This window comes from Arthrobacter sp. 01L42 (genome assembly GCF_056400005.1).
On sequence record NZ_JBFTSL010000003.1, the window covers coordinates 96,386 to 121,872 of the forward strand.

Genomic DNA, 25,487 nt, shown 5'->3' on the forward strand with positions numbered 1-25,487 from the left:
GTCTTTGTAGAAAAAGTCCTCCGAAAACGCGGTTTGCGTTGGGCAGGACGGACTTTTATAGACATAATGTCTATGTGACATCTGCGACCCATGCCCCCAGTACCCCGGCGCACCCGACGCTGAACCGCCCGAACATGGTTTCTGTTGGAACCGTTGTGTGGCTGTCCAGTGAGTTGATGTTCTTCGCCGGTCTCTTCGCCATGTACTTCACACTCCGTTCGACTTCCGGACTGATGTGGGCCGAAGAGACAGCCAAGCTCAACTTCCCGTTTGCGCTCGTTAACACGATCGTCCTCGTGGCAAGTTCCTTTACTTGCCAGATGGGCGTCTTCGCTGCCGAGCGGCTCCAGCCGCGCCGGACCGGCGGACGCGTCAGCTTCACCCAGTGGGGGATGAACGGATGGTTCATCCTGACGTTCCTCATGGGTGCCTTCTTCGTCGCCGGCCAGGCGACCGAGTACGCCATGCTCGTTTCCGAGCATGTCTCGCTGTCCTCCAACGCCTACGGTTCGGCCTTCTACATAACGACGGGCTTCCACGGCCTGCACGTCATCGGCGGTCTGATTGCCTTCCTGCTCATCATGGGCCGCTCCTTCGCCGCGAAGAAGTTCGGACACTTTGAGGCAACTTCAGCGATCGTCACCTCGTACTACTGGCACTTCGTGGACGTCGTCTGGATTGGCCTCTTCCTGGTCATCTACGTCCTCAAGTAGTCAGCTTGACTCTTTTTCTACAAGAGGCAGAATTTCAAGAAGCGGCTCCCGGAGCCACCGCAGGATCGAATAAAGGAACCACCACGTGAAGGCACTCTCGCAGAAGCGACGTCACCCACTGGCAGCAATTGCACTGCTGCTGATGGGCCTCTTGGTCACGGGTGGGCTGTACGCCGTTGCCACCACCGTCAACCAGGCCAAGGCCGACACCACCACCTATAGCGCAAGCGACGTAAAGGAGGGCGGCAAGCTCTTTGCCGCCAACTGCGCCACCTGCCACGGCATGGGTGCCAGCGGTTCGCAGGCCGGACCGTCCCTTGTGGGCGTCGGCGCCGCCGCTGTTGACTTCCAGGTCGGCACCGGCCGCATGCCCATGCAGATGAATGGCCCGCAGGCCTACAAGAAGCCCGCCCAGTTCAACGAGGAACAGACCAAGCAACTGGCTGCTTATGTTGCCTCCCTCGGCCCCGGCCCGGCCATCCCCGAGGCAGGCGTGCTCGATGAGAAGGGCGACGCCGCCAACGGTGGAGAGCTGTTCCGCACCAACTGCGCCATGTGCCACAATGCCGCCGCTGCAGGCGGCGCACTGACCCGGGGCAAGTTTGCCCCTGCCCTCGCGGGTGTCTCCGGGCAGCACATCTACGAAGCAATGGTCACCGGCCCCCAGAACATGCCGGTTTTCAGTGACGCGAACATCTCCCCCGAGGGGAAGCGCGACATCATCACCTACCTGAAGCAGATTGAGGCCAACGGTTCACCCGGCGGCGCCGATCTTGGTGCTTTGGGACCGGTATCCGAAGGTCTCTTTGTCTGGATCGCCGGGCTGGGCGTCATCATCGCGTTCACCATTTGGCTGACTTCCCGCACTTCATAAGCGGACCTTGCACCTGTAAGAATTTTCTGCTGACCCGTCAGCAGTTTGAATTGAAACCTAACTCGGCACTCGCCGAGACGAGAGAAGGATGAGGCGAATTATGGGCAACCATAGTGACGGCGGTCCGAACGACTCGGGCACCGTAGCTACGGCTGGTCAGAATGAGGTGGAGAAGTTCCAGGATCCTGGAATTCCCCCGCACCGTTTGCGCCTGGCTGACACGGACCCGAAGGCCGCAAAAAAGGCAGAACGGCAGGTAGCCCTTCTGTTCGGCATCTCGGTCGTTGGCACCTTGATATTCCTGGTGGCGTATTTCGCGATCGATCTGGGGCAAGACTCCGCGATCGCCACGATCCGCCTCCAGAATGCCCTGCTGGGCATCGGCACCGCTTTCGCGATGCTGGGCATCGGCACCGGTATCGTCCACTGGGCCAAGGCCCTTATGCCGGACCACGAGGTCTCGGAAGAGCGCCACGCGATCCGCACTGAGGAAGACCGCCAGGCTGCCGTGCGCATCGTCGATGACATCGTCGAGGAAACCGGCATTAAGCGCCGGCCGCTGATCCGCAACACCCTGCTCGGCGCCGTCGCCCTCGCCCCCCTGCCGGCCCTGGCCATCTTCGGTGACCTCGGTCCCCGCCCGGACGACAAGCTGGCCCACACTCTGTGGGCCCCGGCCCCGGACGGCAGGCTCAAGCGGCTGGCCCGCGACCCGGATGGCACCCCCATCAAGGCCGCGGACGTCACCATGGGCTCCGCGTTCCACGTCATCCCCGAAGGGCTGAACGAACTGAGCGAAGGAAAGCTGAACGAGAAGGCCAAATCGGTCGTTCTGCTCATGCGCCTGGACCCGGCACTGCTCAACCCCTCCCCCGAGCGCGCAGATTGGGCCTACAACGGAATCGTTGCATACTCCAAGATCTGCACCCACGTTGGCTGCCCTGTTGCCCTGTACGAACAGCAGACCCACCACCTTCTGTGCCCGTGCCACCAGTCAACCTTCGACCTGACCCAGCAGTGCAAGGTTATCTTCGGCCCGGCCAGCCGCCCCCTCCCCCAGCTGCCTATCGCAGTCGACGCTGAGGGCTACCTCGTCGCCACGAGCGACTTCCATGAACCCGTTGGACCGACCTACTGGGAGCGTGAGCAGCATGTCCTCAACAACAACGCCTGATGCCCCTGTTTTCGTCGCCAAAACCACAGGCGGCCGCATCACCGACTTCGTCGACCAGCGTGTTGGCGGCTCCGGAATCCTCCGTGAATTCGGCCGGAAGGTCTTCCCGGACCACTGGTCGTTCATGTTCGGCGAAGTGGCGCTGTACTCCTTCGTCATCCTGCTGCTCTCGGGCACGTTCCTGACGTTCTTCTTCGATCCGTCCATGGCGGAGACGCATTATGCGGGCTCGTACACGCCGCTGAAGAACGTTGAAATGTCGGTGGCCTACAGCTCCTCCCTGAACATCTCCTTCGATGTCCGCGGCGGCTTGTTCATGCGCCAGGTACACCACTGGGCTGCCCTGCTGTTCGTCGCATCTGTCTCCGTTCACATGCTCCGCGTGTTCTTCACCGGCGCATTCCGGAAGCCCCGCGAACTGAACTGGGTGGTGGGCAGCGTTCTGCTCATCCTGTCCATGGCCGCAGGCTTCACCGGCTACTCGCTCCCCGATGACCTGCTCTCCGGCAACGGCCTGCGCATCATCGACGGCGTCATCAAGTCCATCCCGGTCATCGGCACCTACACCTCGTTCTTCCTCTTCGGCGGCGAGTTCCCGGGCACGATGATCATCAGCCGCCTGTACATGCTCCACATCCTCCTGGTTCCCGCGCTCATCCTGCTGATGATCGTGATGCACCTCTTCATGGTGGTTGTGCACAAGCACACGCAGTACCCCGGCCCGGGCCGCAACGACGGCAACGTCGTCGGCTACCCCCTGGGACCGGTTTACGCGGCAAAGGCCGGCGGCTTCTTCTTCATCGTGTTCGGTGTCGTTGCCATCATGGCGGCGTTCTTCACCATCAACCCGATCTGGAACTACGGCCCGTACGACCCCTCCCCGGTTTCTGCGGGCACCCAGCCTGACTGGTACATCGGCTTCGTTGACGGTGCCCTGCGCCTGATGCCGGGCACGATCGGCGACTGGAAGGTCGAGCAGATCTGGTTCGGCCACATGTTCACGTTCAACGTGCTGCTGCCGGCACTCGTCCCGGCGGGCATCCTCTTCACGGTCATGTTCGCCTACCCGTGGATTGAACGCTGGATCACCAAGGACAACCGCGAGCACCACGTCCTGGACCGCCCCCGCAACGCTCCTACCCGTACGGCAATCGGCATGGCCGGTTTCGTCTGGTACTGCGTGATGTGGGCAGCGGCCGGCTCGGACCTCATCGCCACCCACTTCCACGTGGCCCTGAACGATGTCACCTACTGGCTGCGCGCACTGTTCTTCATCGGCCCGGTCATCGCGTTCATCGTCACCAAGCGCGTCGCCCTGGCGCTCCAGCGCAAGGACCGCGAGATTGCCCTGCACGGCCGTGAAACCGGCCGCATCGTGCGCCTGCCGCACGGCGAGTTCATCGAGGTCCACGCCCCGCTGGATGAATACAAGCGCTACAAGCTGGTCGGCTTCGAGTCACCGGCCCCGCTGCCCGCGGTGCCGAACGAGCACGGCGTCGTTGACCGCAAGGAAAAGCGCCGCGCGAAGCTGTCCCGCTGGTTCTTCGAGGACCGGGTTGCCCCGGCCACCCCGGCAGAGCTGGAGGCCGCTCACGGCCACCACGGCGCCCACGAAGCGATCGAAACCGCTGAGTCGAAGTCGCTAAGCCACTAGGCGGCACCAAGCAATACAAAGGAAGGCCCGGTCCCTTGGGACCGGGCCTTCCTGCGTCCCCCCGAAGCTGCAGAAACAACAGGCAACGCGGGGTCACCTCGCGCCCATCAACCCCTTCGGGATGGACGCGACGTGACCCCGCGTTGCTGTGGTTAGGGGCGGTACCCCGAGGCGTAGTTCCGGGTGGGCCGGACGCCAGGGCGCTGCAGGGGCACCCAGAGCTTGTAGCGGTCAGCCCGGTAGTAGGACACGGAGTAGTCCACCATGGCGCGGGCCACGAACGCGTGGCGCTGGATCTTGAGCAGCGGGGTTCCGACCTCGACGTTCAGGAGACGGGCCGTGGACGGCGACGCAGCCGTCGCCTCGATCATGTCCTCGCCCCATTCCATCACCAGCCCGTAGCGTTCGCTCAGCACGTTGTAGAGCGATGTGGGCGGTTCGCCGTCCAGCAGGCCGGGAACCCGGTGGGCCGGGATGAAGTTTTCGTCCACGCTCATCGGTTCGTTGTCGGCCAGCAGGAGGCGCCGGAACCTGACAAGGGGTGTCCCCTCCTCCAACTGCAGCTCACGGGCCAGGAACGCGCTGGCGCCAATTTGTTCGAAGCTCAGGACCTTGGCGGCCGGGACCATGCCGCGGCGCTGCATCTCTTCGCTGTAGGAAGTCAGCTTTACCTGGAGATCCAGTTTGGGTTTGCGCACAAACGTGCCCAGGCCCACGACGCGTTCAATCACTTCCTCACCCACGAGGGCATCGATGGCCTGGCGCACGGTCATCCGGGCGAGGCCGAAGCGCTGGGCGAGGTCCCGTTCGGAGGGCAGCGCAGATCCGGGCGGGCACGCGGCGGCGATGTGCGCGCGGAGGATCTCGCGCAACTGCACGTAGATTGGCACCCCGCTCTGACGGTCGATCTCGCCAATCATCTTGGACGCGTTAGTGGACGCCATGGTTCAGCCTCCGGTTGCGGCCCGGCGCGGGAAATACACTCATATCTCAAGGGTAAGCCCGTGACCCGGCAGGTCTAGACCACGCCGCCGACTCAAGTCGTGCCGGGTACTCCCCCGCCGCTACCCTTGTAGGTACAAGCCGGAGCCGGGGCAATGCCGCCCGCCCGGTCTGACGGACTGCCTGCCGGACGCCCTCAACCTGGGTCACCGTTCGCGTGGCCAGCCCGTGCAGCAGCAACACGTACAGCACAACACCAGCATGAGGGAGTCCCGTTGCCAGTTCGCAAGGCAATCGTCACGGCCGCCATCGGCCTCCACGCCCGGCCCGCGGCAGTATTTGTCCGGGCTGTCACGGCGACCGGCCTCCCGGTGACCATCAGCAAGGACGGCAGGCCAGGCGTCGACGCCCGCTCGCTGCTGGAGGTCATGACCGAGGACTTCGAGTGCGGCTGTGAGGTGGAGCTGGCCGTCGCTGCGGACGCCCTCCCGGCCTCCTGCAGCCCCGCAGAGGCAGAGGGTGCGCTGGAGGAACTCCGGATCCTCTTGGAATCTGCAGCCGCCGCCTGAGGGGCCTCCCCGCTCCCATTCGGCGGCCCGCAGTGCGGTGCCGCCCTCCAGGAGGGATGCTGCGCAGGCGGGCTGGGCGTGCAGGGACACGCCGCACGCGGCCGGCAGGAACTCAAGAACCAAGACACAACGACGGCGGGCCCCACCAATGGTGGGGCCCGCCGTCGTGAGTCCTGAACTTTTAGTCCGGGTGGGCGCTAGTGCGCGTGGTCACCGCGGCTGTACTCGTAGACCCAGCCGACCAGTGCGACCACTGCCATGCCGCCGGCGATGAAGACGATCCACCAGCCCACGGCCAGGCCGAGGAACCCTGCGGCGCAGGACAGGCCCAGCATCAGCGGCCACCAGCTCCAGGGGCTGAAGTGTCCCTGCTCGCCGGCGCCTTCGTGGATCTCGGCGTCGTTGCGGTCCTCGGGGCGCATGCCCACGCGGCGGCCGGTGAAGCCGAGGTAAGCGCCGATCATGCCGGCGAGTCCGCCAACCAGCAGGATGGCCAGTGCGCCCACCCATTCAGTCCAGTTGGTCAGGTATCCGTAGATGAATGCAACGGGCACGAAGAAGAAGACGCCGAAGCCAAAGATCCTTGATTCGATTTTCACTTGGCGGTGTCCTTCTGGTCGGCGTTACCGAGAGCCGCTGCTGCCGGAGCAGGCGAATCCGCGGTGTAGGACTGGGAGAGCTCCGGGTGGTGCAGGTCCAGGGCAGGACGCTCGGAGCGGATGCGGGGCAGGGAGGTGAAGTTGTGGCGCGGCGGCGGGCAGGACGTGGCCCATTCCAGCGAGGCACCGAAGCCCCACGGGTCGTCAACTTCCACACGCTCGTTGCTGCGCCAGGTGATGTAAACGTTCCAGAAGAACGGAATCAGCGAGGCGCCGAGGACGAACGAGGCGATGGTGGAGAACTGGTTCATCCACGTGAAGTTGTCCTGCGGCATGTAGTCGGCGTAACGGCGGGGCATGCCCTCGACGCCGAGCCAGTGCTGGATCAGGAAGGTGCCGTGGAAGCCCAGGAACAGCATCCAGAAGTGGATCTTGCCGAGGCGCTCGTTGAGCATCTTGCCGGTCCACTTAGGCCACCAGAAGTAGAACCCGGCGAACATGGCGAACACGACGGTGCCGAAGACCACGTAGTGGAAGTGCGCCACAACGAAGTAGGAGTCCGAGACGTGGAAGTCCAGCGGCGGCGAGGCCAGGATGATGCCGGTGAGGCCGCCGAAGAGGAACGTCGCCAGGAAGCCGATGCTCCACAGCATGGGAGTCTCGAACGTGATGGAACCGCGCCACATGGTGCCGATCCAGTTGAAGAACTTCACACCGGTCGGAACGGCGATGAGCATCGTCATGAAGGAGAAGAACGGCAGCAGGACCGAGCCGGTGACGTACATGTGGTGGGCCCACACAGTCACGGACAGGGCGGCGATGGAGATGGTCGCGTAGACCAGGCCCTTGTAGCCGAAGATCGGCTTGCGGCTGAAGACCGGGAAGATCTCGGAGACGATGCCGAAGAACGGCAGCGCGATGATGTACACCTCAGGGTGGCCGAAGAACCAGAACAGGTGCTGCCAGAGGACGGCGCCGCCGTTCTCGGGATCGAAGATGTGCGCACCGAAGCGGCGGTCGGCGCCGAGGGCAAACAGCGCGGCGGCCAGCGGCGGGAAGGCCATCAGGACCAGGATGGAGGTCACGAGGGCGTTCCAGGTGAAGATCGGCATCCGCCACATGGTCATGCCCGGGGCGCGCATGCAGATGATGGTGGTGATGAAGTTGACGGCGCCGAGGATGGTGCCGAAGCCGGAGAGCGCCAGGCCGAAGACCCAGAGGTCACCGCCCACGCCGGGGCTGAACGTCGTGTTGGACAGCGGCGCGTACGCGAACCAGCCGAACGACGCGGCACCCTGCGGGGTGATGAACCCGGAGACGGCGATCGTGGAGCCGAAGAGGAAGAACCAGAAGGCCAGCGCGTTCAGTCGCGGGAAGGCGACGTCGGGGGCACCGATCTGCAGCGGCATGATGACGTTGGTGAAGCCGGCGAACAGCGGCGTCGCGAACATCAGGAGCATGACGGTGCCGTGCATGGTGAAGAGCTGGTTGTACTGCTCTTTGGTCTGCAGGATCTGCATGCCGGGCTCGAAGAGCTCGGCACGGATCAGCAGCGCCATGATGCCGCCGAAGCAGAAGAAGATGAACGACGCGATCAGGTACATGTACCCGATCGTTTTGTGGTCGGTCGAGGTGATCCAGTTGACGACGATGCGTCCCTTGGACTTCGGTACTACGGGAGCCTCGAGGATCCCGGCGGATTGAGTGTAAGTTGCCACGTCGCTCCCCTTACTTGGTTTCGGCCGGGGCCGGGTTGCGGTCGTACTCTTCACCGAGCAGGCCGGTGTTCCCGTCCTGGCGCAGCTGGTTCATGTGCGCCTGGAACTCCGACTCGGAGACAACCTTCACGCGGAACAGCATTTCGGAGTGGTACTCGCCACAGAGTTCGGCGCACTTACCGTCGTAGGTGCCCTCCCTGGTGGGCGTCAACCGGATGTAGTTGGTCTTGCCGGGAATCATGTCGCGCTTCTGCAGGAAGGCAGGAACCCAGAAGGAGTGGATGACGTCGCGCGCGTTGAGCTCGAGGTCAACCGACTTGTTGACCGGCAGGTACAGGGTGGGCAGCTTGTTCTTGTCCACGTCGTTACCGGTCAGGTGCGCCTGGACGCCCGCTTCGTGAACGTCCTCGGTGACGACGTTGCCCTTCAAGTAGTTGAAGTCCCACGCCCACTGCTTGCCGCGGACGTCGACGACGACGTCGGCCGGCGTTGAGCGGTCATCGATCGACTGCTGGTCGCGGTCGGTGAAGTAGAAGAACACCAGGACCATGAACAGCGGGATCGTCAGGTAGAACACTTCAAGCGGAAGGTTGAAGCTGTTCTGGCGCGGGAAGCCCACGGTGCCCTTGCGGCGCCGGTAAGCGACGATGCACCAGATCATCAGGCCCCAGGTGATGATGCCGACGACCAGCGCGGCAATCCATGAGTTGACCCAGAGGTCCATGATGAGGTCAGTGTGATTGGTGGTGCCACGCTCGGTGGGCAACCAGCCCTTCTGTACCTCTGGTGAACATCCAGTCAAAGCCAACGCGCCGGCTAGTGCCAAGCCAGTGATCGTAGTGATCTGTTTGCGTCGGCTGCCGGTTCGGTTCTGCGAACTCACAGACGGCCCTTCCTACTTGTTGCTGTTGCCCCGCAAATTACGGGCAGGGCAAACGAAAAGTTTTACTACTCGGTGTAGAGCTTACCGCTCCCCGGGAGTTTTCGCCCACATGTCCGCACCGTGCGTCGGGAGCTTTTTGTAGGCGCCGCTCGTTGAGGATCCTGCGGCACTAAGGCCGGGCAAAATGCCCGGCCTTAGTGGAAGGAATTAGTGGAAAGAATCTCCGCAGGCGCAGGACCCGCCGGCATTCGGGTTATCGATCGTGAAGCCCTGCTTGGCGATGGTGTCCTCGAAATCGATGCTGGCACCGCTGAGGTAAGGAACGCTCATCTTGTCGACGACGACTTCGACCCCGTCGTAGTCTCGCACTGCATCCCCGTCGAGCAGCCGCTCGTCGAAGTAGAGCTGGTAAATCAGGCCGGAGCAACCGCCGGGCTGCACGGCAACGCGGAGGCGCAGATCGGTGCGGCCTTCCTGCTCCAGCAGGCTGCGGACCTTTCCAGCCGCGACGTCGGTCAGCATGACCTCGTGCGTGGCCAGCTCGCCGGCCTCGGCGGCAGAGTTGCCGGCGCTGTTTTCATTGGTTGTAGTGCTCATGGCCTACCTTCTTGCAACGGTGGTGGCGGCCCCGCTCGCACGGTGCCCGCCCCTACTTAAACGGTATGGGCTATAGCTACATGCTACTTCGCGCAGCCCTCTAGCTCTAACTTCTGACGTAACCGTGGGAGACGGCTGGATGTTCCCCGGGACCCGCCGGGCGCGGGGGCTAGAGCGCGCCTTCGTTGTTCAGGCGCGCGAGCAGCAGGGCCTCGGCGACAATTGCGTTCCGGAAGTCGCCCAGATGCAGCGATTCGTTGGCGCTGTGGGCTCGGGAATCGGGATCCTCGACGCCGGTGACCAGGATCTGCACGTCCGGGTAGAGCTCGGTGAGGTCCGCGATGAAGGGGATCGATCCGCCGATCCCCATTTCGACGGCGGGCACCCCCCAGGCTTCGCCCAGGGCCCACATGGCCATGGACGCGGCCTTCGAGCTCGTGTCCGTCAGGAATGAGTTGCCGCTCTCCCCCGGGGTGAACACCACCTCAGCGCCGAACGGGGCGTGGGTTTCGACGTGCTGGCGGACAGCCTCCATGGCGGCTGCCGGATCCTGACCCGGGGCCAGGCGCAGGCTGAACTTGGCCCGGGCCCGCGGCAGCAGGGTGTTGGAAGCTACGTCCACGGCCGGGGCGTCAAAGCCGATGATGGACAGGGCGGGCTTGGTCCACATGCGTGAGGCAATGCTGCCGGTCCCGGCGAGCTTCACGCCGTCGATCACGGAGGCGTCGGCGCGGTACTCCTCCTCGGTGAGGTCGACAACCACGTCATCGCGGCTCACCAGGCCCTTGATCGCGACGCTGCCCTCGTCGTCGTGGAGGGTCGCGATCAGGCGGGCCAGCAGGGTCGGGGCGTCGAGCACGGGGCCGCCGAACATGCCCGAATGCACGGCGTGGTCCAGGACCTTGACCTCGATGGTGCCGTCCACCAGGCCGCGCAGGCTGGTGGTGAGGGCCGGAATGCCGACCTTCCAGTTGCTGGAGTCCGCCACGACGATCACGTCGGCGCGGAGCAGTTCGCGGTGGGTTTCCAGGAACTGTCGGAACGTTGGCGAGCCGGCTTCCTCTTCGCCCTCGAAGAAGAACGTCACGCCCAGGCCCAGTTCGTCACCGAGCACCCGCGTCACCGCAGAGTAGGCGGCGATGTGCGCCAGGATGCCGGCCTTGTCATCGGCGGCACCGCGGCCGAAGAGCCTGCCGTCGCGCTCGACGGCGGTAAAGGGGTCGGTTTCCCACAGTGCCAGGTCGCCAGTGGGCTGGACGTCGTGGTGGGCGTACAGCAGGACTGTCGGCTTGCCCTCCGCGGCCGGGCGGCGGGCGACGACGGCGGGCCCGCCGGGCGTCCCGTCTTCCTTGTCGCAACGGAGGATCCGGACGTCGTCGAAGCCGCTGGCCCGCACGAGGCTGGCGACGGCGTCGGCGCTGCGGTTCAACGGGGCAGGATCAAAGCTCGGCCAGGCGATGCCCGGTATGGCGACAAGGTCCGTCAGCTGGCCGATCGTCTCGTCGAACGATTCGGCAACGGCCTGGCGGAGGGCCTCGGCATCGATGGTGCCCTCGTGGTCCATGGTGGTCTGCGGGTTCCCCGCGGTAGATGAAGTCATGGCCAAAACACTACCCGTGCTCTGAATCACTACAAACAGCGTCACGCCCGGGCCTGCGCCGTGTGGGCTGGGTCTCGGGCCTGTGTCTGCGGGGTATTCTTTAGGGGTGTTTGGACGTAAAAAGGAAGCGCCATCGGCGCAGGACGTAGTTGACCAGCAGGCATCCGAGGCAGCAGCCCGTAGCGCCGTGACCGGCAAGGGCGCACCCACGCCCAAGCGCAGCGCCCAGGAGGCGGCCCGCAAGCGGCCCCTCGTGCCGGAGGACCGCAAGGCTTCCAAGGCGGCCGAGCGCGCCGCCGTCACGGAGCAGCGGCTCAAGATGCGGCAGGCCATGGACACCGGTGACGAGAAGTTCCTGCCGCTGCGGGACAAGGGTCCGCAGAAGCGGTTCGCCCGCGATTTCGTCGATGCCCGCTTCAGCCTTGGCGAGTTCCTCATGTTCGGCGCCCTGCTGTTTGTCATCATCTCCTTGCTCGTGCCGGCCTCCAGCGCACAGATGGTCTACGTCCTGGGCGCCTTCTGGGTCATGTTCCTCGCGGTCTTCGTGGACGTCTTCATCCTCTCCCGCAAGCTCAAGAAACGGCTCGGCGAAAAGTTCGGCGACGTCGAGCGCGGCACGGTCTGGTACGGCTCCATGCGCTCCCTGCAGTTCCGCCGCCTGCGCCTGCCCAAGCCCCAGGTCCGGCGCGGCGAGTTCCCCGCCTGACCTTCCCTTCCACGATTCTTCAACCAAGAAGCCCCCGGCAGTCACCTGCCGGGGGCTTCTTGGTTGCGGCGACCGGTCCGGGCCCGATCGCAGCGTAAGGTCTAGCGCCGGCTCGGGTGGGTGGCCAGCAGCCGGTTGATGCGGGCGGCCCAGAAAGGCCCCTCGTAAAGGAACGCCGTGTAGCCCTGGACGAGGGTGGCGCCGGCGTCCAGCCGTTCCTGCACATCCTGTGCCGTTTCGACGCCGCCCACCGAGACCAGGGTCAGCGCCCCGCCGGTGACGGACTTGAGCCGGGCCAGGACCTCCAGGGACCGTTTCTTCAGGGGCGCCCCGGAAAGACCTCCTGCTCCGCACGCCTCGACGTTGTCGGGGCTGGAGGCGAGCCCGGTGCGGGCGATCGTGGTGTTGGTGGCGATGATGCCGTCCAGCTTCAGGTCAAGCGCCAGGCGCGCGACGTCGTCGATGTCCTCATCACTGAGGTCGGGCGCGATCTTGACCAGGAGCGGAATGTGGCGGCCGGCGGCCTTGTCCGCCTCCTCCCCCACTGCGGCCAGCAGCGGACGCAGGGTCTCCACGTCCTGCAGCAGCCGAAGCCCGGGGGTGTTGGGCGAGCTGACGTTCACCACGAGATAATCCGCTGCGGGGGCCAGGCTGCGCGCGCTGATCAGGTAATCGGACACCGCATCCTCGAGCCCGACCACCTTGCTCTTGCCGATGTTCACCCCGATCACCGGCCGGACGCCGGGGTGCTGGCGCTGCAGGGCGGCGCGGGCGGACTTCAGGCGCGGGGCCACCGCCGCGGCGCCGTCGTTGTTGAACCCCATGCGGTTGATGACGGCCCTGTCCTCCACGAGGCGGAACAGCCGCGGCGCCGGGTTGCCGGGCTGGGCCTGGCCGGTGATGGTGCCGACCTCCACATGGCCGAAGCCGAGCTCCGCCAGCGCCTCGATGCCGTGGCCTTCCTTGTCGAAGCCGGCCGCAAGGCCGAACGGGGACGGAAAGGTCAGGCCGAACGCCTGGGTCTGCAGCGACGCTGCGGGGGCGGTGAACTTCTGCAGCAACCGCCCGGCACCGCAGCTGTGGGCGAGGCGGATGGCCTTGAACCCGATCTTATGGGCGCGTTCGGCGTCCATCCATGAGAAGGCCAGCCGGAAAAATGTGGGATATACGCGCATGCCTCTAGTTTTCCGGTTCGGGCCGCGCAGACCAAACCAGCGCGCGCGCCGGCACGCTTGTGACTGCCGATGTGACTGCCCGTTGTGACTGCGGTTGTGACTGCGGCGCCCCGCGCCCCGGGCCCGGCGGCGGAAGTGCTCCGACGCGAGTTAGCATGAAGCCATGACCAGCAATGAGGGTGTCGGAACGGGCGGCCGTGGGGCTTCGGGTCGCGGGATCGAGGCCGACGTTGTGGTGGTCGGCGCCGGCCTGGCAGGGCTCGTGGCCGCGGCCCAGGCCTATGCCGCCGGCCGCCGGGTGGCGGTGCTCGATCAGGAACCCGAGGCCTCCGTCGGCGGCCAGGCGCACTGGTCCTTCGGCGGCCTCTTCATGGTCAACACTCCGGAACAGCGGCGGCTCGGGGTGCGGGACAGCGAAGAGCTGGCCCTCGCCGACTGGCATGCGTCCGCGGGATTCGACCAGCCGCAGGACGCCCTGGCGAAGGAGTGGGCGGCAGCGTACGTGAACTTCGCCGCCGGTGAGAAGCGAGCCTGGCTCGCCTCGCTGGGCGTCGGGTTGTTTCCCCTGGTGCAGTGGGCCGAACGCGGCGGCTACGGCCCGGACGGCCACGGCAACACTGTCCCGCGCTTCCATGTCGCGTGGGGCACGGGACCTGCGCTGGTGGCCCCCTTCCTTGCCAAACTGCGCGAAGGCGAAGCCGCCGGCCGCGTGTCCTTCCATTTCCGCCACCGCGCCACCGGGCTCGTGAAAACTGCGGGCCGGGTGAGCGGCGTGCGCGGCGAACTGCTCGAAGCCAGTGGCGCAGGCCGGGGTGAAAGCTCTTCCCGACGCCCTGACGGTACTTTCGAGGCTGCGGCCGCGGCCGTGGTGGTGACAAGCGGCGGCATCGGCGGCAACCACGATGTGGTCCGCAAGCAATGGCCGGGCGGCGCGGCGCCGGAGCGGATGTTGAGTGGCGTTCCGGCATCCGTGGACGGGGACTTCCTCCCGGCCGTGGGCCGCGCCGGCGGACACCTCATCAACGGGGACCGGATGTGGCATTACCCGGAGGGTATCCACAACCATGCCCCGGTCTGGCCGCGGCACGGCATCCGGATCCTGCCCGGACCGTCGGCCCTATGGCTGGACGCGACGGGGCGGATGCTCCCGCCTCCCCTGTTTCCGGGTTTCGATTCGCTCGGCGCCCTGCGCCACATCCTGGCCACGGGACATGCCCATTCATGGTTCGTCTTGAACCGCAGCATCGCGCTGAAGGAGTTCGCGCTGTCAGGATCCGAGCAGAACCCGGATCTCACGGGCAAGGACGTCCGTCGGCTGGTCTCACGGCTGAAGCCCGGCAGCGATACACCGCTGCAGCGGTTCCTGGACCGCGGGGTCGACTTCCTGCAGGCAGCGGACCCCGCCGGGCTCGCCGGGCAGATGAACGATCTGACGGGCGGGCAGCTCATCGACCCCGCTGCCCTGGAGCAGCTGATCCGCGACCGGGACCGGCAGTTTGCCAGCGGGATGGGCAAGGATCCGCAGCTGGCGGCGATCCGGGCAGCGCGGCGTTTCGCCACCGACAAGATCATGAGGGTCGCCCCGCCGCACCGGCTTCTGGATCCGCGGCACGGTCCCCTGCTCGCCGTCCGGCTCTCGGTCCTGACGCGCAAGAGCCTTGGCGGGGTGCAGACCGACCTGCAGTCGCGGGTCCTGGATGCCGCCGGGCAGCCCGTGCCCGGGCTGTTCGCGGCCGGTGAAGCCGCAGGGTTTGGCGGCGGCGGAATCCACGGCTATCGGTCCCTCGAGGGAACGTTCCTGGGCGGATGCCTCTTCTCCGGACGTTCCGCGGGCCGGGCCGCTGCGTCCGCGGCCTAGTCCGAGCAGGCACTCAGCAACACAGGAGGAAAGTCGATGCAGTGGCGGACCGACATTCTCGGGGATGATTTCCAGGCGTGCACCTTTGAGGCCGTCAGCCCTGACGGTGTGCTGCGCACTGCCACCCTGGTCCGCCATACCCCGCTCCCGCCGGCACCATCGGCGCTGCCGGCCCGGGCGGTGCTGTTCCTGCACGGCTGGAGTGACTACTTCTTCAATGAGGAGCTCGCGGAATTCTGGGCGGGGCAGGGGTTTGAGTTTTTCGCCCTCGACATGCACAACCATGGCCGCAGCCTGCGTCCGGGCACCCACGGCGGCTACGTCGCGGACCTGGACAACTACGACGCCGAGATCACTGCAGCGCTCGGGATCATCGGCTCGCTCAGGCCGGACGGTGCGGCGCCGCAGGTGACGCTGATGGGACACTCCACCGGCGGCCTGATCGCGGCGCTGTGGGCCGACAGGCATCCGGGGATGGTGTCACAACTGGTCCTGGACAGCCCATGGCTGGAAGTCCACGGCAGCCCCGCCCTGCGCCGCGCCGCGCGGACCATGGTGGAGCCGTTCGCCCGGTTCTGGCCGGAGTCTGTGATCCGGCTGCCCGAGCGGGCCTTCTACTGGCGCAGCATCAGCAGCGCCGCGGAAGGCGAATGGGCCCTGGACGATGCCTACCGTCCGCCGCACGCCTTTCCGGTCCGCGCCGGCTGGCTCAGCGCCGTGCTCGCCGGGCAGTCCAAGGTGGCGCGTGGCCTGAACATCGACGTGCCCATCCTGGTGCTCATCTCGGGCGCCAGCGCCAACGGGATGTTCTGGAAGGAGTCCATGCGCCGCACGGACGCGGTCCTGGACGTGAACACAATCGCCCTCCGCGCGCTCAGCCTGGGCCGCACCGTGACGCTGGAGCGGATTGACGGCGCCCTGCATGACGTCTTCCTCTCCGCCCCGCGGGTCCGCGCGGACGCCTATGCCCGGCTGTCCCGGTGGATCAGGGCGTACGTCTACGACTGACGCGGATCAGCTGACCTGGCCGCCCGCGGCGGGAGCGGCGTCGATGGCCCCACCGTACCGGCGGTCCCGCTGTGCATAGATCTCGACGGCGTCCCACAGCGTCCGCCGGTCCACGTCCGGCCACAGGGTGTCCATGAACACGAACTCGGCATAGGCCGACTGCCAGAGCATGAAGTTGGAGAGCCGCTGTTCCCCGGAACTGCGCAGGAACAGGTCCACGTCCGGCAGGTCCGGCTCGTCGAGGAACTTCTGGATGGTCCGCTCGGTGATGGCCCCCGGCTTCAGCCGGCCCTGGGCCACTTCCTCCGCGATCGCGGAGACGGCGTCGGCGATCTCGGCCCGTCCGCCGTAGTTGACGCACATGTTCAGGGTGCACGTGCTGTTGCCTCGGGTGTAGTCCTCGGCCTCTTCGAGTTCGCGGATCACCGAGCCCCACAGCTTCGGGCGCCGCCCGGACCAGCGGATCCGTACCCCCCATTCATCGAGCTGGTTCCGCTGCCGGCGCAGGACGTCCTTGTTGAAGCCCATCAGGAAGCGCACCTCCTCAGGGGACCGCCGCCAGTTCTCGGTGGAGAAGGCGTACACACTGACGTATTCGATCCCCAGCTCGATCGCGCCGGCCATGACGTCCAGCAGGGCAGGCTCCCCTGCTTTGTGGCCCTCGATCCGGGGCAGGCCGCGCTGGTTCGCCCAGCGCCCGTTGCCGTCCATGACGATCGCCACATGCCGCGGGATGAACTCCGCGGGAATCGCGGGCGGAACAGCGCCGGACGGGTGCGGGTAGGGAGCCACCACCGGGGTGGTGCGCCGCGGACCGTTGGACTGTTTCGTCTGGCTTTTCTCCAGGTTCTTTCCCAGGCTTCTTCCCAATGCCACTTTTACGTTCGCTCCACATGTTTGAGGGATTTCAGGACTCGTTCCAGGTGCCACTGGAGGTAGCTGGCTACCAGGCCTGCCGCTTCCCGGCGGTGGACGGACGCGGAGGCATCCGCCGTCGTCCAGTTTCCGGTGAGCAGGGCACCCATGAGGAGCACTGTCTCCGGGGCTGGCGCGGGCGATCCCGGCGGCCGGCACCCGTGGCAGACCATGCCGCCGAGCGGCGCGGAAAAGGCGGTGTGCGGCCCGGGCGCACCGCACCGGGCGCAGTCGGTGAAGCTGGGCGCCCAGCCGCCGGTCGCGAGGGCGCGGAGCAGGTAGGAATCCAGGATGAGTTCGGGGGCGTGGTCGCCCCGGCTCAGGGAGGCGAGGGCCCCCACCAGCAGGTTGTACTGGGCGGTGCCGGCTTCGCCGTCGACGTCGGTGAGCTTCTCCGCCGTTTCGGTCATGGCGGCCGCCACCGTGTACCGGCCATAGTCCGCGGCGATGTTCCCGCCGTAGGCGCCCTTGGCCACGGCCTGCGTGACGACGTCCAGGGTCCGCCCGGAAATCAGCTGGAGATCGGCCACCATGAACGGTTCCAGCCTGGCGCCGAACCGGCTGCTGGTGCGCCGGACCCCCTTGGCCACCGCCCGCACCTGGCCGTGGTGCTTGGTCAACAGGGTGATGATCCGGTCGGCTTCGCCCAGCTTATGGGTGCGCAGCACGACGGCGTCATCACGGTAGGCACGCGCTGCAAAGGATTGTTGGACCACAGTTAATCTTCGCACTGTCTTTACGGAATCACGGCATGGGCAGCGCCGCCGAGGCAGAACGGTAAAAGACTGAGATAAAAGACTGAGGCAAAATACTGCGCCGCCGGAGTGTTCCGGCGGCGCAGTCATGCATTGGTTCGCCAGTGCCTGCCCGTCCGGGGACGGATCAGGCGCGGACGGATCCGGCAGGGACGAATCAAGCAGCGACGGATCAGGCGCGGGCGTCCCGGATGGCGCGGTTCACGGCCGAGATGACGGCCTTGAGGGCTGACGTGCTCGTGTTGGCATCGATCCCCACGCCCCAGAGCACGCGCTCCCCCACGGCGCATTCGACATACGCGGCGGCCAGGGCACTGCCACCCTCGGAGAGTGCGTGTTCGCTGTAGTCCAGGACCCGGACGTCCACGCCGTCCTCGCGCAGGATGCTCAGCAGGGCCGCGATGGGGCCGTTCCCGGTCCCGGTCCGGCGGACCTGGGTCCCGTCGATCTTCAGGGCGGCGGTCAGCGTCATGTCGCCGTCTTCGTCCGTCTCCGTGCTGATCGAACCGAGGGCGTAGCGGCCCCACTGCGTGTCGGCAGAGCCCGAGGGCAGGTATTCGTCCTGGAAGACCTGCCACAGCTGGGGTCCGCTGACTTCTCCGCCGACCGTGTCGGTCCGTTTCTGGATGACGCCGGAGAACTCGATCTGGGCGCGGCGCGGCAGGTCCAGGCTGTGCTCGTTCTTGAGCAGGTAGGCGACGCCGCCCTTGCCGGACTGCGAGTTGACCCGGATGACCGCCTCGTAGCTCCGGCCGAGGTCCTTCGGGTCCACCGGCAGGTACGGGACCTGCCAGGTGTAGTCGGCCACGTCCTTGCCCGCCGCGGCCGCGTCCTTTTCGAGGGCCTCCAGGCCCTTCTTGATCGCGTCCTGGTGCGAGCCGGAGAACGCCGTGAAGACGAGGTCTCCGCCGTACGGGGACCGCTCGGCCACCGGCAGCTGGTTGCAGTACTCCACCGTGCGGCGGATTTCGTCGATGTCGGAGAAGTCGATCATCGGGTCGATGCCCTGGACGAACATGTTCAGGCCCAGGGTCACCAGGTCCACGTTGCCGGTCCGCTCGCCGTTGCCGAAGAGGCAGCCCTCGATCCGGTCTGCCCCGGCCAGGTAGCCCAGCTCGGCGGCGGCGACGCCGGTGCCGCGGTCGTTATGCGGGTGCAGGGACAGGATGATGCCTTCGCGCGGGTGCAGATTCCGGCTCATCCACTCGATGGAGTCGGCGTAGACATTGGGGGTGGCCATTTCCACCGTGGCAGGCAGGTTGATGATGACCTGACGGTCCGCCGAGGCCTCGAAGACGTCGGCGATCGCGTTGCAGACCCGGATGGCGTACTCCAGCTCGGTGCCGGTGAAGGACTCGGGCGAGTATTCGTAGGTGATGTGCGTATCGGCGAGGGTTTCCTCGTACTTCTTGCACAGCCGAGCACCCTGCAGGGCGATGTCGAGGATGCCGTCCTCGTCCTGGTTGAAGACCACGCGGCGCTGCAGGACGGACGTGGAGTTGTAGAGGTGGACGATTGCCTGCTTCGCCCCGACCAGGGACTCATAGGTCCGCTCGATCAGGTGTTCGCGTGCCTGCGTCAGCACCTGGATCGTGACGTCGTCCGGGATGTGGTTGCCCTCGATCAGCTGCCGGACGAAGTCGAAGTCCGTCTGCGATGCCGAGGGGAACCCGACCTCGATCTCCTTGTAGCCCATCCGGACCAGCAGGTCGAACATCTTCAGCTTGCGGGCCGGGCTCATGGGATCGATGAGGGCCTGATTGCCGTCGCGCAGGTCCACGGCGCACCAGCGCGGGGCCTTGGTGATGACTTTGTCCGGCCAGGTGCGGTCCGGCAGTTCAACGGTGATCTGGTCCTGGAACGGGATGTAGCGGTGGACCGGCATTCCTGAGGGCTTCTGTGCGTTTCGCATTACAATCGGGGCCTTTTCTGTGATTCTTGGTGAAAGGGTGGCCGGGCAACACAAACTCCGCAGCGAGGGTGGGCCTTGCGCTAGATCGCGTCTGAGGCCTCGCCGCGGCAGCTAAGAAGGAGCAGTTCTGCGCGCACCTTTTCACAGTAACACGGGTGCGTAAGATGAAGGAGCCAGACCACCGTAACGTCCACCATGCAGACCGTGCGCCGGCAAACGCTCCGGGCCGGACTGCCTCTCAAAGGAGCATCCGTGCCACTTTCGGGGATCGATCTGTCCACCATCGACGCCAGCGTCCGCCCGCAGGATGACCTGTACCAGCATGTGAATGGCGGCTGGCTCAACACTACGGTCATCCCGGACGACCGGCCGCTGGAGGGCACCTTCACCGCCTTGCGCGACGCGTCGGAGCTCGCGGTGAAGGAGATCATCGAGCAGGCCGCCGCACGCGGTGCGGAGGCTACCGGGATCGAGCGCAAGATCGGGGACCTGTACAACAGCTTCATGGACGAAGCGGCGGTCGAGGCCAAGGGCCTGGACCCGCTCCGGGCGCGGTTGGCGCAGGTGTTCGCGACGACGTCGGTGCCCGAACTCGTGGCGCTGGCCGGACGGCTGTTCCGCGCCGATGTGTCCGGGCTCTTTTATATCTACCCCGCCCCGGATGCCGGAAACCCGGACCGGGTCCTGCTCTACACGGGCCAGGGCGGCCTCGGCCTGCCGGATGAGTCTTATTACCGGGAAGCGAAGTTCGCCCCGATGGTCCAGGCCTACCGTGCACACGTGGGGGCCATGCTGGGCCTCGCGGAGGTTGCCGACCCTGAGGGGGCAGCCGGACGCGTGGTGGCGCTGGAAACTGCGCTGGCTTCGCACCACTGGGACAACGTGACATTGCGGAATCCGCAAAAGACGTACAACTTGAAGTCCGCCGCAGAAGCCGCGGAGCTGTTCCCTCTGCTGGCGGACTGGTTCGACGCGGCCGGCATCGAGCCGGAGAAGCGTGCCGAGCTGGTGGTGAGCACCCCCGACTTCTTCTCCGGCGCGGCCTCGCTGCTGGATTCCGAACCACTGGCGACCTGGCAGGAATGGCTCGCCATGCGCGTGGTCAGCGCGGCCGCCCCGTACCTGTCTTCCGGGTTCGTGGACGCAAACTTCGCGTTCTATGGCACCACCCTGAGCGGTACGCCGCGGATCAAGGACCGCTGGAAGCGCGGCGTCGCGGTGGTCGAGGCGGCCCTGGGTGAGGCGGTCGGGCAGATCTACGTGGCCGAACACTTCCCGGAGGGGCACAAGGCGCGCATGCAGACCCTCGTGGCCAACCTGATCGAGGCGTACCGCGAGTCCATCACCGGGCTGACCTGGATGGGCGAGGCAACCAAGCTCGAGGCCCTGAAGAAACTGGACTCCTTCCGCGCCAAGATCGGCTTCCCGGACAAGTGGATCGACTACTCCGCGGTGGAGATCGGCCCCGCCGATCTGCTGGGGAACGTGGAGCGCGCGCACAGCGCCGACGTCGACCGCCACCTCGACGAGGTCGGCAAGCCCGTGGACCGCGAGAAGTGGCTGATGACGCCCCAGACGGTCAACGCCTACTACCATCCGCTCCTGAACGAGATCGTGTTCCCTGCGGCCATGCTGCAGCCCCCGTTCTTCACTGCCGACGCCGATGACGCCGTCAACTACGGCGGCATCGGTGCCGTGATCGGCCATGAAATCGGCCACGGCTTCGATGACCAGGGCTCGCAGTACGACGGCAGCGGCCTGCTGCGCAACTGGTGGACGGAGGATGACCGCACCGCGTTCGAGGCTCTGGCCGCCCGGCTCGTGGCGCAGTTCGATGCCCTTTCCCCCACGGCAGCCCCCGGCCACACGGTCAACGGCAAGCTGACCTTGGGCGAGAACATCGGCGACCTGGGCGGGCTCACCATCGGCTACAAGGCCTACCTGATCAGCCTCGACGGGCAGGAACCGCCGGTGCTCGATGGCCTGACCGGGGTGCAGCGTTTCTTCGCGTCCTGGGCCGCGGGGTGGCGGCAGGTCATCCGGACCGAAGAGGCCATCCGCCGGCTGGCGACGGATCCGCACTCCCCAAATGAGTTCCGCACGAACGCCATCGCCAAGAACCTCGACGCCTTCCATGCGGCATTCGGCGTCACGGACCAGGACGGCATGTGGATGGCACCGCAGGAGCGCGTCAGCATCTGGTGACCCGGGGGCCCGGCCACTGGCACCGACCCAGCCGGGAGGGCTTTGCTTACACGCTTGCGTGAATACATCGACAGCTGTACTTTCGGTTGATGGAGACTCTTACGCATGCCCCGGTGCTGGCACGGTTCGGTTATGCCGTGTCAGATCCGACACGGGCAGAAATCCTGCTTGCCCTCACGGCTGCGCCGTCCTATCCCTCTGAGCTGGCGGATTCCCTCGGGGTATCCCGGCAGAGCATGTCGAACCACCTGACGTGCCTGCGGGGATGCGGGCTGGTCGTTGCCGTGCCGGAGGGGCGAAGGACCCGCTATGAGCTCGCCGATCAGCGCCTCGGCCATGCCCTGAAAGATCTTCTGGGCGTCGTGCTGGCGGTGGACCCGGCCTGCTGCGCACCCGACGGGACGTGCACGCTGTGATGGCTTCCCTCCAACTGTCGCCGGGCCCGGCCCGCCGCGCCGTCCTCAGCCGCCGGATCCGCTTGTTCGCGGCGGCCACCATCAGCTATAACCTCATCGAGGCCGTTGTGGCTTTGTGGGCCGGGGGTACGGCGGACTCGTCGGCGCTCCTCGGCTTTGGCCTGGATTCCATCATTGAGGTCGCGTCGGCGCTGGCGCTGTCGTGGCAGTTTTCCACCAAGGACCCTGAACGGCGTGAACACCTCACCTTGCGGATTATCGCTGTCTCATTCTTCGCGCTGGCGGCCTTTGTCTCCGCCGAGGCAATCAGGTCACTTCTCGGCGCCGGCGAGGCACAGCACTCGACCCCGGGCATCGTGATTGCCGCACTGAGCCTGGTGATCATGCCGGTCCTGTCCTGGCTCCAGCGCCGGGCCGGCCGGGAGCTCGGATCACGCACGGCGGTGGCTGACTCCAAGCAGACCCTGCTCTGCACGTATTTGTCGGCAGTCCTGCTCGCGGGTTTGGTGCTGAACAGCACCCTTGGCTGGTGGTGGGCCGACGCCGGCGCTGCGCTGGTCATCGCCGCGATCGCCCTCCGGGAGGGCATCAACGCCTGGCGCGGCGACATCTGCTGCACGGTCCCCCACACGGCGGCAGACACCCTTCCGACGGCCACGGAGCCGGCCTGCTGTGACGGATGCGGTGCCGATTCAGCACCTCCAAAGGCGCTCTTCCTACCTGAGGTGGGGGTGGGACAGTCCGCCGCCGATGAGCAGCATGCGTAGTCGGTAGTGCTTCCGGTTGCGGAAGCCGCGGTGTCAGCAGCACTCATCTGGCACAGCGGTTCAAGGAGCTCGTCGCCGCTGCCGGCCGCTTGATTTCTTACTGGAGCGACAGCTCGCGGCACGCTAATGTGGGGGCACCCCAAAGCAGAGGAGTGCCCCGTGGGCAAGGTGGTCATGTACAGCTCGGTGTCGGTGGACGGCTTCATCGCGGACGAGAATGACCAGCCCGGACCGCTGTTCGACTGGTTGTCCAACGGTGACGTCCCGTTGGACGAGAGCGGCGAGGTGAAGGTGTCCCAGGCCTCCTACGACTACACCCGGCCGTACTGGGACCAGATCGGGGCGACCCTCGTCGGCCGCCACGTCTTCGACCTGACGGACGGCTGGGACGGGAAACCCCCGAGCGGGATCGATCACGTGGTCGTCGTGACGCACCGGCCGCAGCCCGAGGGCTGGGACCCCGAGGCGCCGTTTCACTTCGTCGACGGCGTCGAGGCAGCCATGGCCAAGGCGCAAGAGCTTGCGGGTGACCGCATCGTCGAGGTCGCCGCTGGTGATGTCGGTGGCCAGATGCTTGCCGCGGGCCTGGTCGACGAGGTGCGCATGGACGTCGTACCCGTCGTGTTCGGGTCCGGCAAGCGCTACTTCGGGTCGGTCCACGCACAGCACCTGCTGGAGGATCCCGACGTGGTGATTCAGGGCAACCGGGTGCTTCACCTGCGCTATCGGGTGCGCCGTTGAGGTCCACGCCGTGTGCCACGACCCAGCAGGACGTGGAAGAACTTCCAAAGGCCGCCGTCCAACATCCATGACAAAAAGAAGGCCCCCGTTCAGGAAAATCTGAACGGGGGCCTTCCTGGCTGCCGGGTCAGCGGGTGATCAGTGCCGGGTTGGCCTGCTGGCAAACGGTGTCGCCGGCTGTCTGGTTGACGATGTCCTTGGGCAGCTGCGGGGCAGCGGCGGCGGCGGTCGGCGTCCCGTTCGCGAAGTCACTGCCCAGGTAGACCTGGACACCGGCAACTCCGGCGGCCGGGAGCACCCGGTCCGGCGCCACACCGAGCAGGGCCGCGACGTCCCCGGCCACGTCAGCGTAATCCGCACCGTAGTAGACCGCCGTCGCGGCGACGGGCGGAGCAGACCACTGGCCCACCTGGGTGAAGCCGGCGCCCTTGATGGCCTGCATGATCTCCTGGGTCCGGGCCGGAACACCCGAGCCGTTGGCCACAGTGACGGGCTGCAGGGTCTTGTCATAGGCCGGGGCGGTGGGGCTGGGCGTCGGCGTGGCGCTGGCGCTCGGGGAAGCGCTCGGCTTCGCGGTCGGATCCGTCAGGTCCACGTCGTTGCGCATGGCGGCGAACAGCTGGGATGCCGCGGGCTCGGCCAGCTGCAGCCGGTTGATGTCCGTTTCGGCCGGGACTGTCGGCGTGGCCACGAAGGCTACCTTGCCGACGTCGATGTTCTTGAGCCGGTTGCCCACGGTCAGCAGCGTCGGCACCGAGGCCAGGCCGTCGTCGATGGTCAGGTTCTTGGTGATCGCGTCCGCGATGCCGAGCATCCGGGCCGGGTTGGTGAGGGTGCCGTCGTCCTTGATTTTCCGGGTCAGCGCGGACAGGAAGCCCTGCTGGGCCTTGATCCGGCCGAGGTCGCCGCCGTCGCCGAAGGCGTGCCGGGTGCGCACGAACGACAATGCCTGCTCGCCCTGGACAGTGGAGGTGCCCTTGGGCAGGCGCAGCTTAGAGTCGGGGTCATACACGGCGTCGCTGACACACACTGACACGCCGCCCACGGCGTTGGAGAGTTCCTTGACGGCGTTGAAGTCGGCCATCATGAAGTGGTCGATCTCCAGGCCAGTGAGCTTGTTGACGGTGTCCACGGCGCAGCCGATGCCGGCCTCGGACATCGCCGAGTTAATCATGACGCCGGTCTGGGCCGGGTACTCCTTGTTGGTTTTCGGGTCCTTGCACTTGGGGATGTCGACCAGCAGGTCGCGGGGGAAGCTGACGACGTTGACCCGCTTGTTGTCCGCGGAGATGTCCATCAGCATCATCACGTCCGAGTGCCCATATCCGGTCGCGTCATCGCTGGTGCCGTACTGCGAGTTCTTCCCGTCGCGCGTGTCCGAGCCGAGGATCAGGATCTGCATCCGGTCCGTCGAATCGTTCACGGCACCCTCGGTCTTGATGCTGCCGGCGCTCAGTGGGGCCTTGGTGAGGTTGCCCTGGAGCCGGATGGTCCAGTAGGCGCCAAAAGCGATCACGCCGACCAAGAGCACGGCCACCACCCCCGTGAAGACTTTCAGCCAGGTGGGGGTCCGGCGGGCGGAGCCGAGGTGGCGGCCCGGACCAACGGCGGGATCGGCCGTGTGCCGGGCAGCGGCTGTTGACCGGGCCGGCGGGGCGGATCCGTCGGCACGGTTGTCACGGGGTCGAACCACTTGTTGAGCCTTC

The 25,487-nt window shown here is 66.3% G+C and carries 23 protein-coding genes; 12 read left to right on the forward strand and 11 right to left on the reverse strand.

What is annotated here, in order from left to right; all coding sequences use genetic code 11:
• Window positions 1–74 precede the first annotated feature (74 nt).
• The 4 genes from ctaE to qcrB all read left to right on the forward strand — a co-directional run bounded on the left by ctaE (window position 75) and on the right by qcrB (window position 4,415).
• A complete protein-coding gene (gene ctaE, locus AC1DN2_RS03615; RefSeq protein ID WP_476849255.1) occupies window positions 75–713 on the forward strand; it encodes an aa3-type cytochrome oxidase subunit III in 639 nt (212 codons plus the stop codon).
• An 85-nt stretch (window positions 714–798) separates the two neighbouring features.
• Window positions 799–1,587: a cytochrome bc1 complex diheme cytochrome c subunit gene (gene qcrC, locus AC1DN2_RS03620; RefSeq protein WP_476849256.1), complete on the forward strand. Its 789-nt coding sequence runs from the start codon at window positions 799–801 to the stop codon at window positions 1,585–1,587.
• Window positions 1,588–1,687: 100 nt separating this feature from the next.
• The gene (gene qcrA, locus AC1DN2_RS03625) at window positions 1,688–2,761 is read left to right on the forward strand and encodes a cytochrome bc1 complex Rieske iron-sulfur subunit (RefSeq protein WP_028276730.1); all 1,074 of its coding nucleotides are present in this window, start codon (window positions 1,688–1,690) and stop codon (window positions 2,759–2,761) included.
• On the forward strand, window positions 2,739–4,415 hold the full coding sequence (qcrB, locus tag AC1DN2_RS03630; RefSeq protein WP_028276729.1) for a cytochrome bc1 complex cytochrome b subunit: 1,677 nt from the start codon (window positions 2,739–2,741) through the stop codon (window positions 4,413–4,415). Before qcrA ends, qcrB begins: the two co-directional genes overlap by 23 nt.
• A gap of 152 nt (window positions 4,416–4,567) precedes the next feature.
• Here qcrB and AC1DN2_RS03635 read toward each other — a convergent pair whose 3' ends face one another.
• On the reverse strand, window positions 4,568–5,359 hold the full coding sequence (locus AC1DN2_RS03635; RefSeq protein ID WP_028276728.1) for a GntR family transcriptional regulator: 792 nt from the start codon (window positions 5,357–5,359) through the stop codon (window positions 4,568–4,570).
• Window positions 5,360–5,632: 273 nt separating this feature from the next.
• Between AC1DN2_RS03635 and AC1DN2_RS03640 the strand changes: the two genes are divergently transcribed.
• Complete coding sequence (locus tag AC1DN2_RS03640) at window positions 5,633–5,926, forward strand: HPr family phosphocarrier protein (RefSeq protein WP_028276727.1); 294 nt, start codon at window positions 5,633–5,635, stop codon at window positions 5,924–5,926.
• A 197-nt stretch (window positions 5,927–6,123) separates the two neighbouring features.
• On the opposite strand, the gene AC1DN2_RS03645 is transcribed toward AC1DN2_RS03640, so the two are convergent.
• The 5 genes from AC1DN2_RS03645 to AC1DN2_RS03665 all read right to left on the reverse strand — a co-directional run bounded on the left by AC1DN2_RS03645 (window position 6,124) and on the right by AC1DN2_RS03665 (window position 11,323).
• Complete coding sequence (locus tag AC1DN2_RS03645; protein ID WP_018773077.1) at window positions 6,124–6,525, reverse strand: cytochrome c oxidase subunit 4; 402 nt, start codon at window positions 6,523–6,525, stop codon at window positions 6,124–6,126.
• On the reverse strand, window positions 6,522–8,243 hold the full coding sequence (gene ctaD / locus AC1DN2_RS03650; RefSeq protein WP_223917347.1) for an aa3-type cytochrome oxidase subunit I: 1,722 nt from the start codon (window positions 8,241–8,243) through the stop codon (window positions 6,522–6,524). The genes AC1DN2_RS03645 and ctaD overlap by 4 nt, the downstream gene beginning before the upstream one ends.
• Window positions 8,244–8,253: 10 nt before the next feature.
• Window positions 8,254–9,126, reverse strand: coding sequence for an aa3-type cytochrome oxidase subunit II (ctaC, locus tag AC1DN2_RS03655; protein WP_028276725.1), 873 nt, complete (start codon window positions 9,124–9,126; stop codon window positions 8,254–8,256).
• Between the two features lie 207 nt (window positions 9,127–9,333).
• Window positions 9,334–9,723: a HesB/IscA family protein gene (locus AC1DN2_RS03660; RefSeq protein ID WP_028276724.1), complete on the reverse strand. Its 390-nt coding sequence runs from the start codon at window positions 9,721–9,723 to the stop codon at window positions 9,334–9,336.
• A 169-nt stretch (window positions 9,724–9,892) separates the two neighbouring features.
• Window positions 9,893–11,323, reverse strand: a complete 1,431-nt coding sequence (locus AC1DN2_RS03665; protein ID WP_476849257.1) for a M20/M25/M40 family metallo-hydrolase — start codon at window positions 11,321–11,323, stop codon at window positions 9,893–9,895.
• Window positions 11,324–11,429: 106 nt separating this feature from the next.
• Here AC1DN2_RS03665 and AC1DN2_RS03670 point away from each other — a divergent pair, with 106 nt between their 5' ends.
• On the forward strand, window positions 11,430–12,029 hold the full coding sequence (locus tag AC1DN2_RS03670) for a DUF3043 domain-containing protein (RefSeq protein ID WP_223917351.1): 600 nt from the start codon (window positions 11,430–11,432) through the stop codon (window positions 12,027–12,029).
• Window positions 12,030–12,130: 101 nt separating this feature from the next.
• Here AC1DN2_RS03670 and AC1DN2_RS03675 read toward each other — a convergent pair whose 3' ends face one another.
• On the reverse strand, window positions 12,131–13,204 hold the full coding sequence (locus AC1DN2_RS03675; RefSeq protein WP_476849258.1) for a quinone-dependent dihydroorotate dehydrogenase: 1,074 nt from the start codon (window positions 13,202–13,204) through the stop codon (window positions 12,131–12,133).
• Window positions 13,205–13,367: 163 nt separating this feature from the next.
• Between AC1DN2_RS03675 and AC1DN2_RS03680 the strand changes: the two genes are divergently transcribed.
• Window positions 13,368–15,062: an FAD-binding dehydrogenase gene (locus tag AC1DN2_RS03680; RefSeq protein WP_476849259.1), complete on the forward strand. Its 1,695-nt coding sequence runs from the start codon at window positions 13,368–13,370 to the stop codon at window positions 15,060–15,062.
• A gap of 36 nt (window positions 15,063–15,098) precedes the next feature.
• Window positions 15,099–16,070 carry an alpha/beta hydrolase gene (locus AC1DN2_RS03685; protein ID WP_476849260.1) on the forward strand — a complete coding sequence of 324 codons (972 nt, stop codon included), beginning with the start codon at window positions 15,099–15,101 and terminating at the stop codon, window positions 16,068–16,070.
• Between the two features lie 6 nt (window positions 16,071–16,076).
• Here the strand turns inward: AC1DN2_RS03685 and AC1DN2_RS03690 are convergent, their stop codons facing one another.
• The 3 genes from AC1DN2_RS03690 to leuA form a co-directional block, all read right to left on the reverse strand.
• Window positions 16,077–16,928, reverse strand: coding sequence for an isoprenyl transferase (locus AC1DN2_RS03690; protein ID WP_476849340.1), 852 nt, complete (start codon window positions 16,926–16,928; stop codon window positions 16,077–16,079).
• Window positions 16,929–16,948: 20 nt separating this feature from the next.
• Window positions 16,949–17,701, reverse strand: a complete 753-nt coding sequence (recO, locus tag AC1DN2_RS03695) for a DNA repair protein RecO (protein ID WP_079554635.1) — start codon at window positions 17,699–17,701, stop codon at window positions 16,949–16,951.
• A 211-nt stretch (window positions 17,702–17,912) separates the two neighbouring features.
• Window positions 17,913–19,652 (reverse strand): 2-isopropylmalate synthase, encoded by a 1,740-nt coding sequence (gene leuA / locus AC1DN2_RS03700; RefSeq protein ID WP_028276716.1) that lies wholly within the window; start codon window positions 19,650–19,652, stop codon window positions 17,913–17,915.
• A 252-nt stretch (window positions 19,653–19,904) separates the two neighbouring features.
• Between leuA and AC1DN2_RS03705 the strand changes: the two genes are divergently transcribed.
• The 4 genes from AC1DN2_RS03705 to AC1DN2_RS03720 all read left to right on the forward strand — a co-directional run bounded on the left by AC1DN2_RS03705 (window position 19,905) and on the right by AC1DN2_RS03720 (window position 23,781).
• On the forward strand, window positions 19,905–21,857 hold the full coding sequence (locus tag AC1DN2_RS03705; RefSeq protein ID WP_476849261.1) for a M13 family metallopeptidase: 1,953 nt from the start codon (window positions 19,905–19,907) through the stop codon (window positions 21,855–21,857).
• 89 nt (window positions 21,858–21,946) lie between these two features.
• The gene (locus AC1DN2_RS03710) at window positions 21,947–22,273 is read left to right on the forward strand and encodes an ArsR/SmtB family transcription factor (protein ID WP_028276714.1); all 327 of its coding nucleotides are present in this window, start codon (window positions 21,947–21,949) and stop codon (window positions 22,271–22,273) included.
• On the forward strand, window positions 22,273–23,040 hold the full coding sequence (locus AC1DN2_RS03715) for a cation diffusion facilitator family transporter (RefSeq protein ID WP_230008759.1): 768 nt from the start codon (window positions 22,273–22,275) through the stop codon (window positions 23,038–23,040). Before AC1DN2_RS03710 ends, AC1DN2_RS03715 begins: the two co-directional genes overlap by 1 nt.
• Window positions 23,041–23,199: 159 nt before the next feature.
• The gene (locus tag AC1DN2_RS03720) at window positions 23,200–23,781 is read left to right on the forward strand and encodes a dihydrofolate reductase family protein (RefSeq protein WP_476849341.1); all 582 of its coding nucleotides are present in this window, start codon (window positions 23,200–23,202) and stop codon (window positions 23,779–23,781) included.
• A gap of 127 nt (window positions 23,782–23,908) precedes the next feature.
• Here AC1DN2_RS03720 and AC1DN2_RS03725 read toward each other — a convergent pair whose 3' ends face one another.
• Window positions 23,909–25,474: an LCP family protein gene (locus AC1DN2_RS03725; protein WP_476849262.1), complete on the reverse strand. Its 1,566-nt coding sequence runs from the start codon at window positions 25,472–25,474 to the stop codon at window positions 23,909–23,911.
• Window positions 25,475–25,487: the final 13 nt, after the last annotated feature.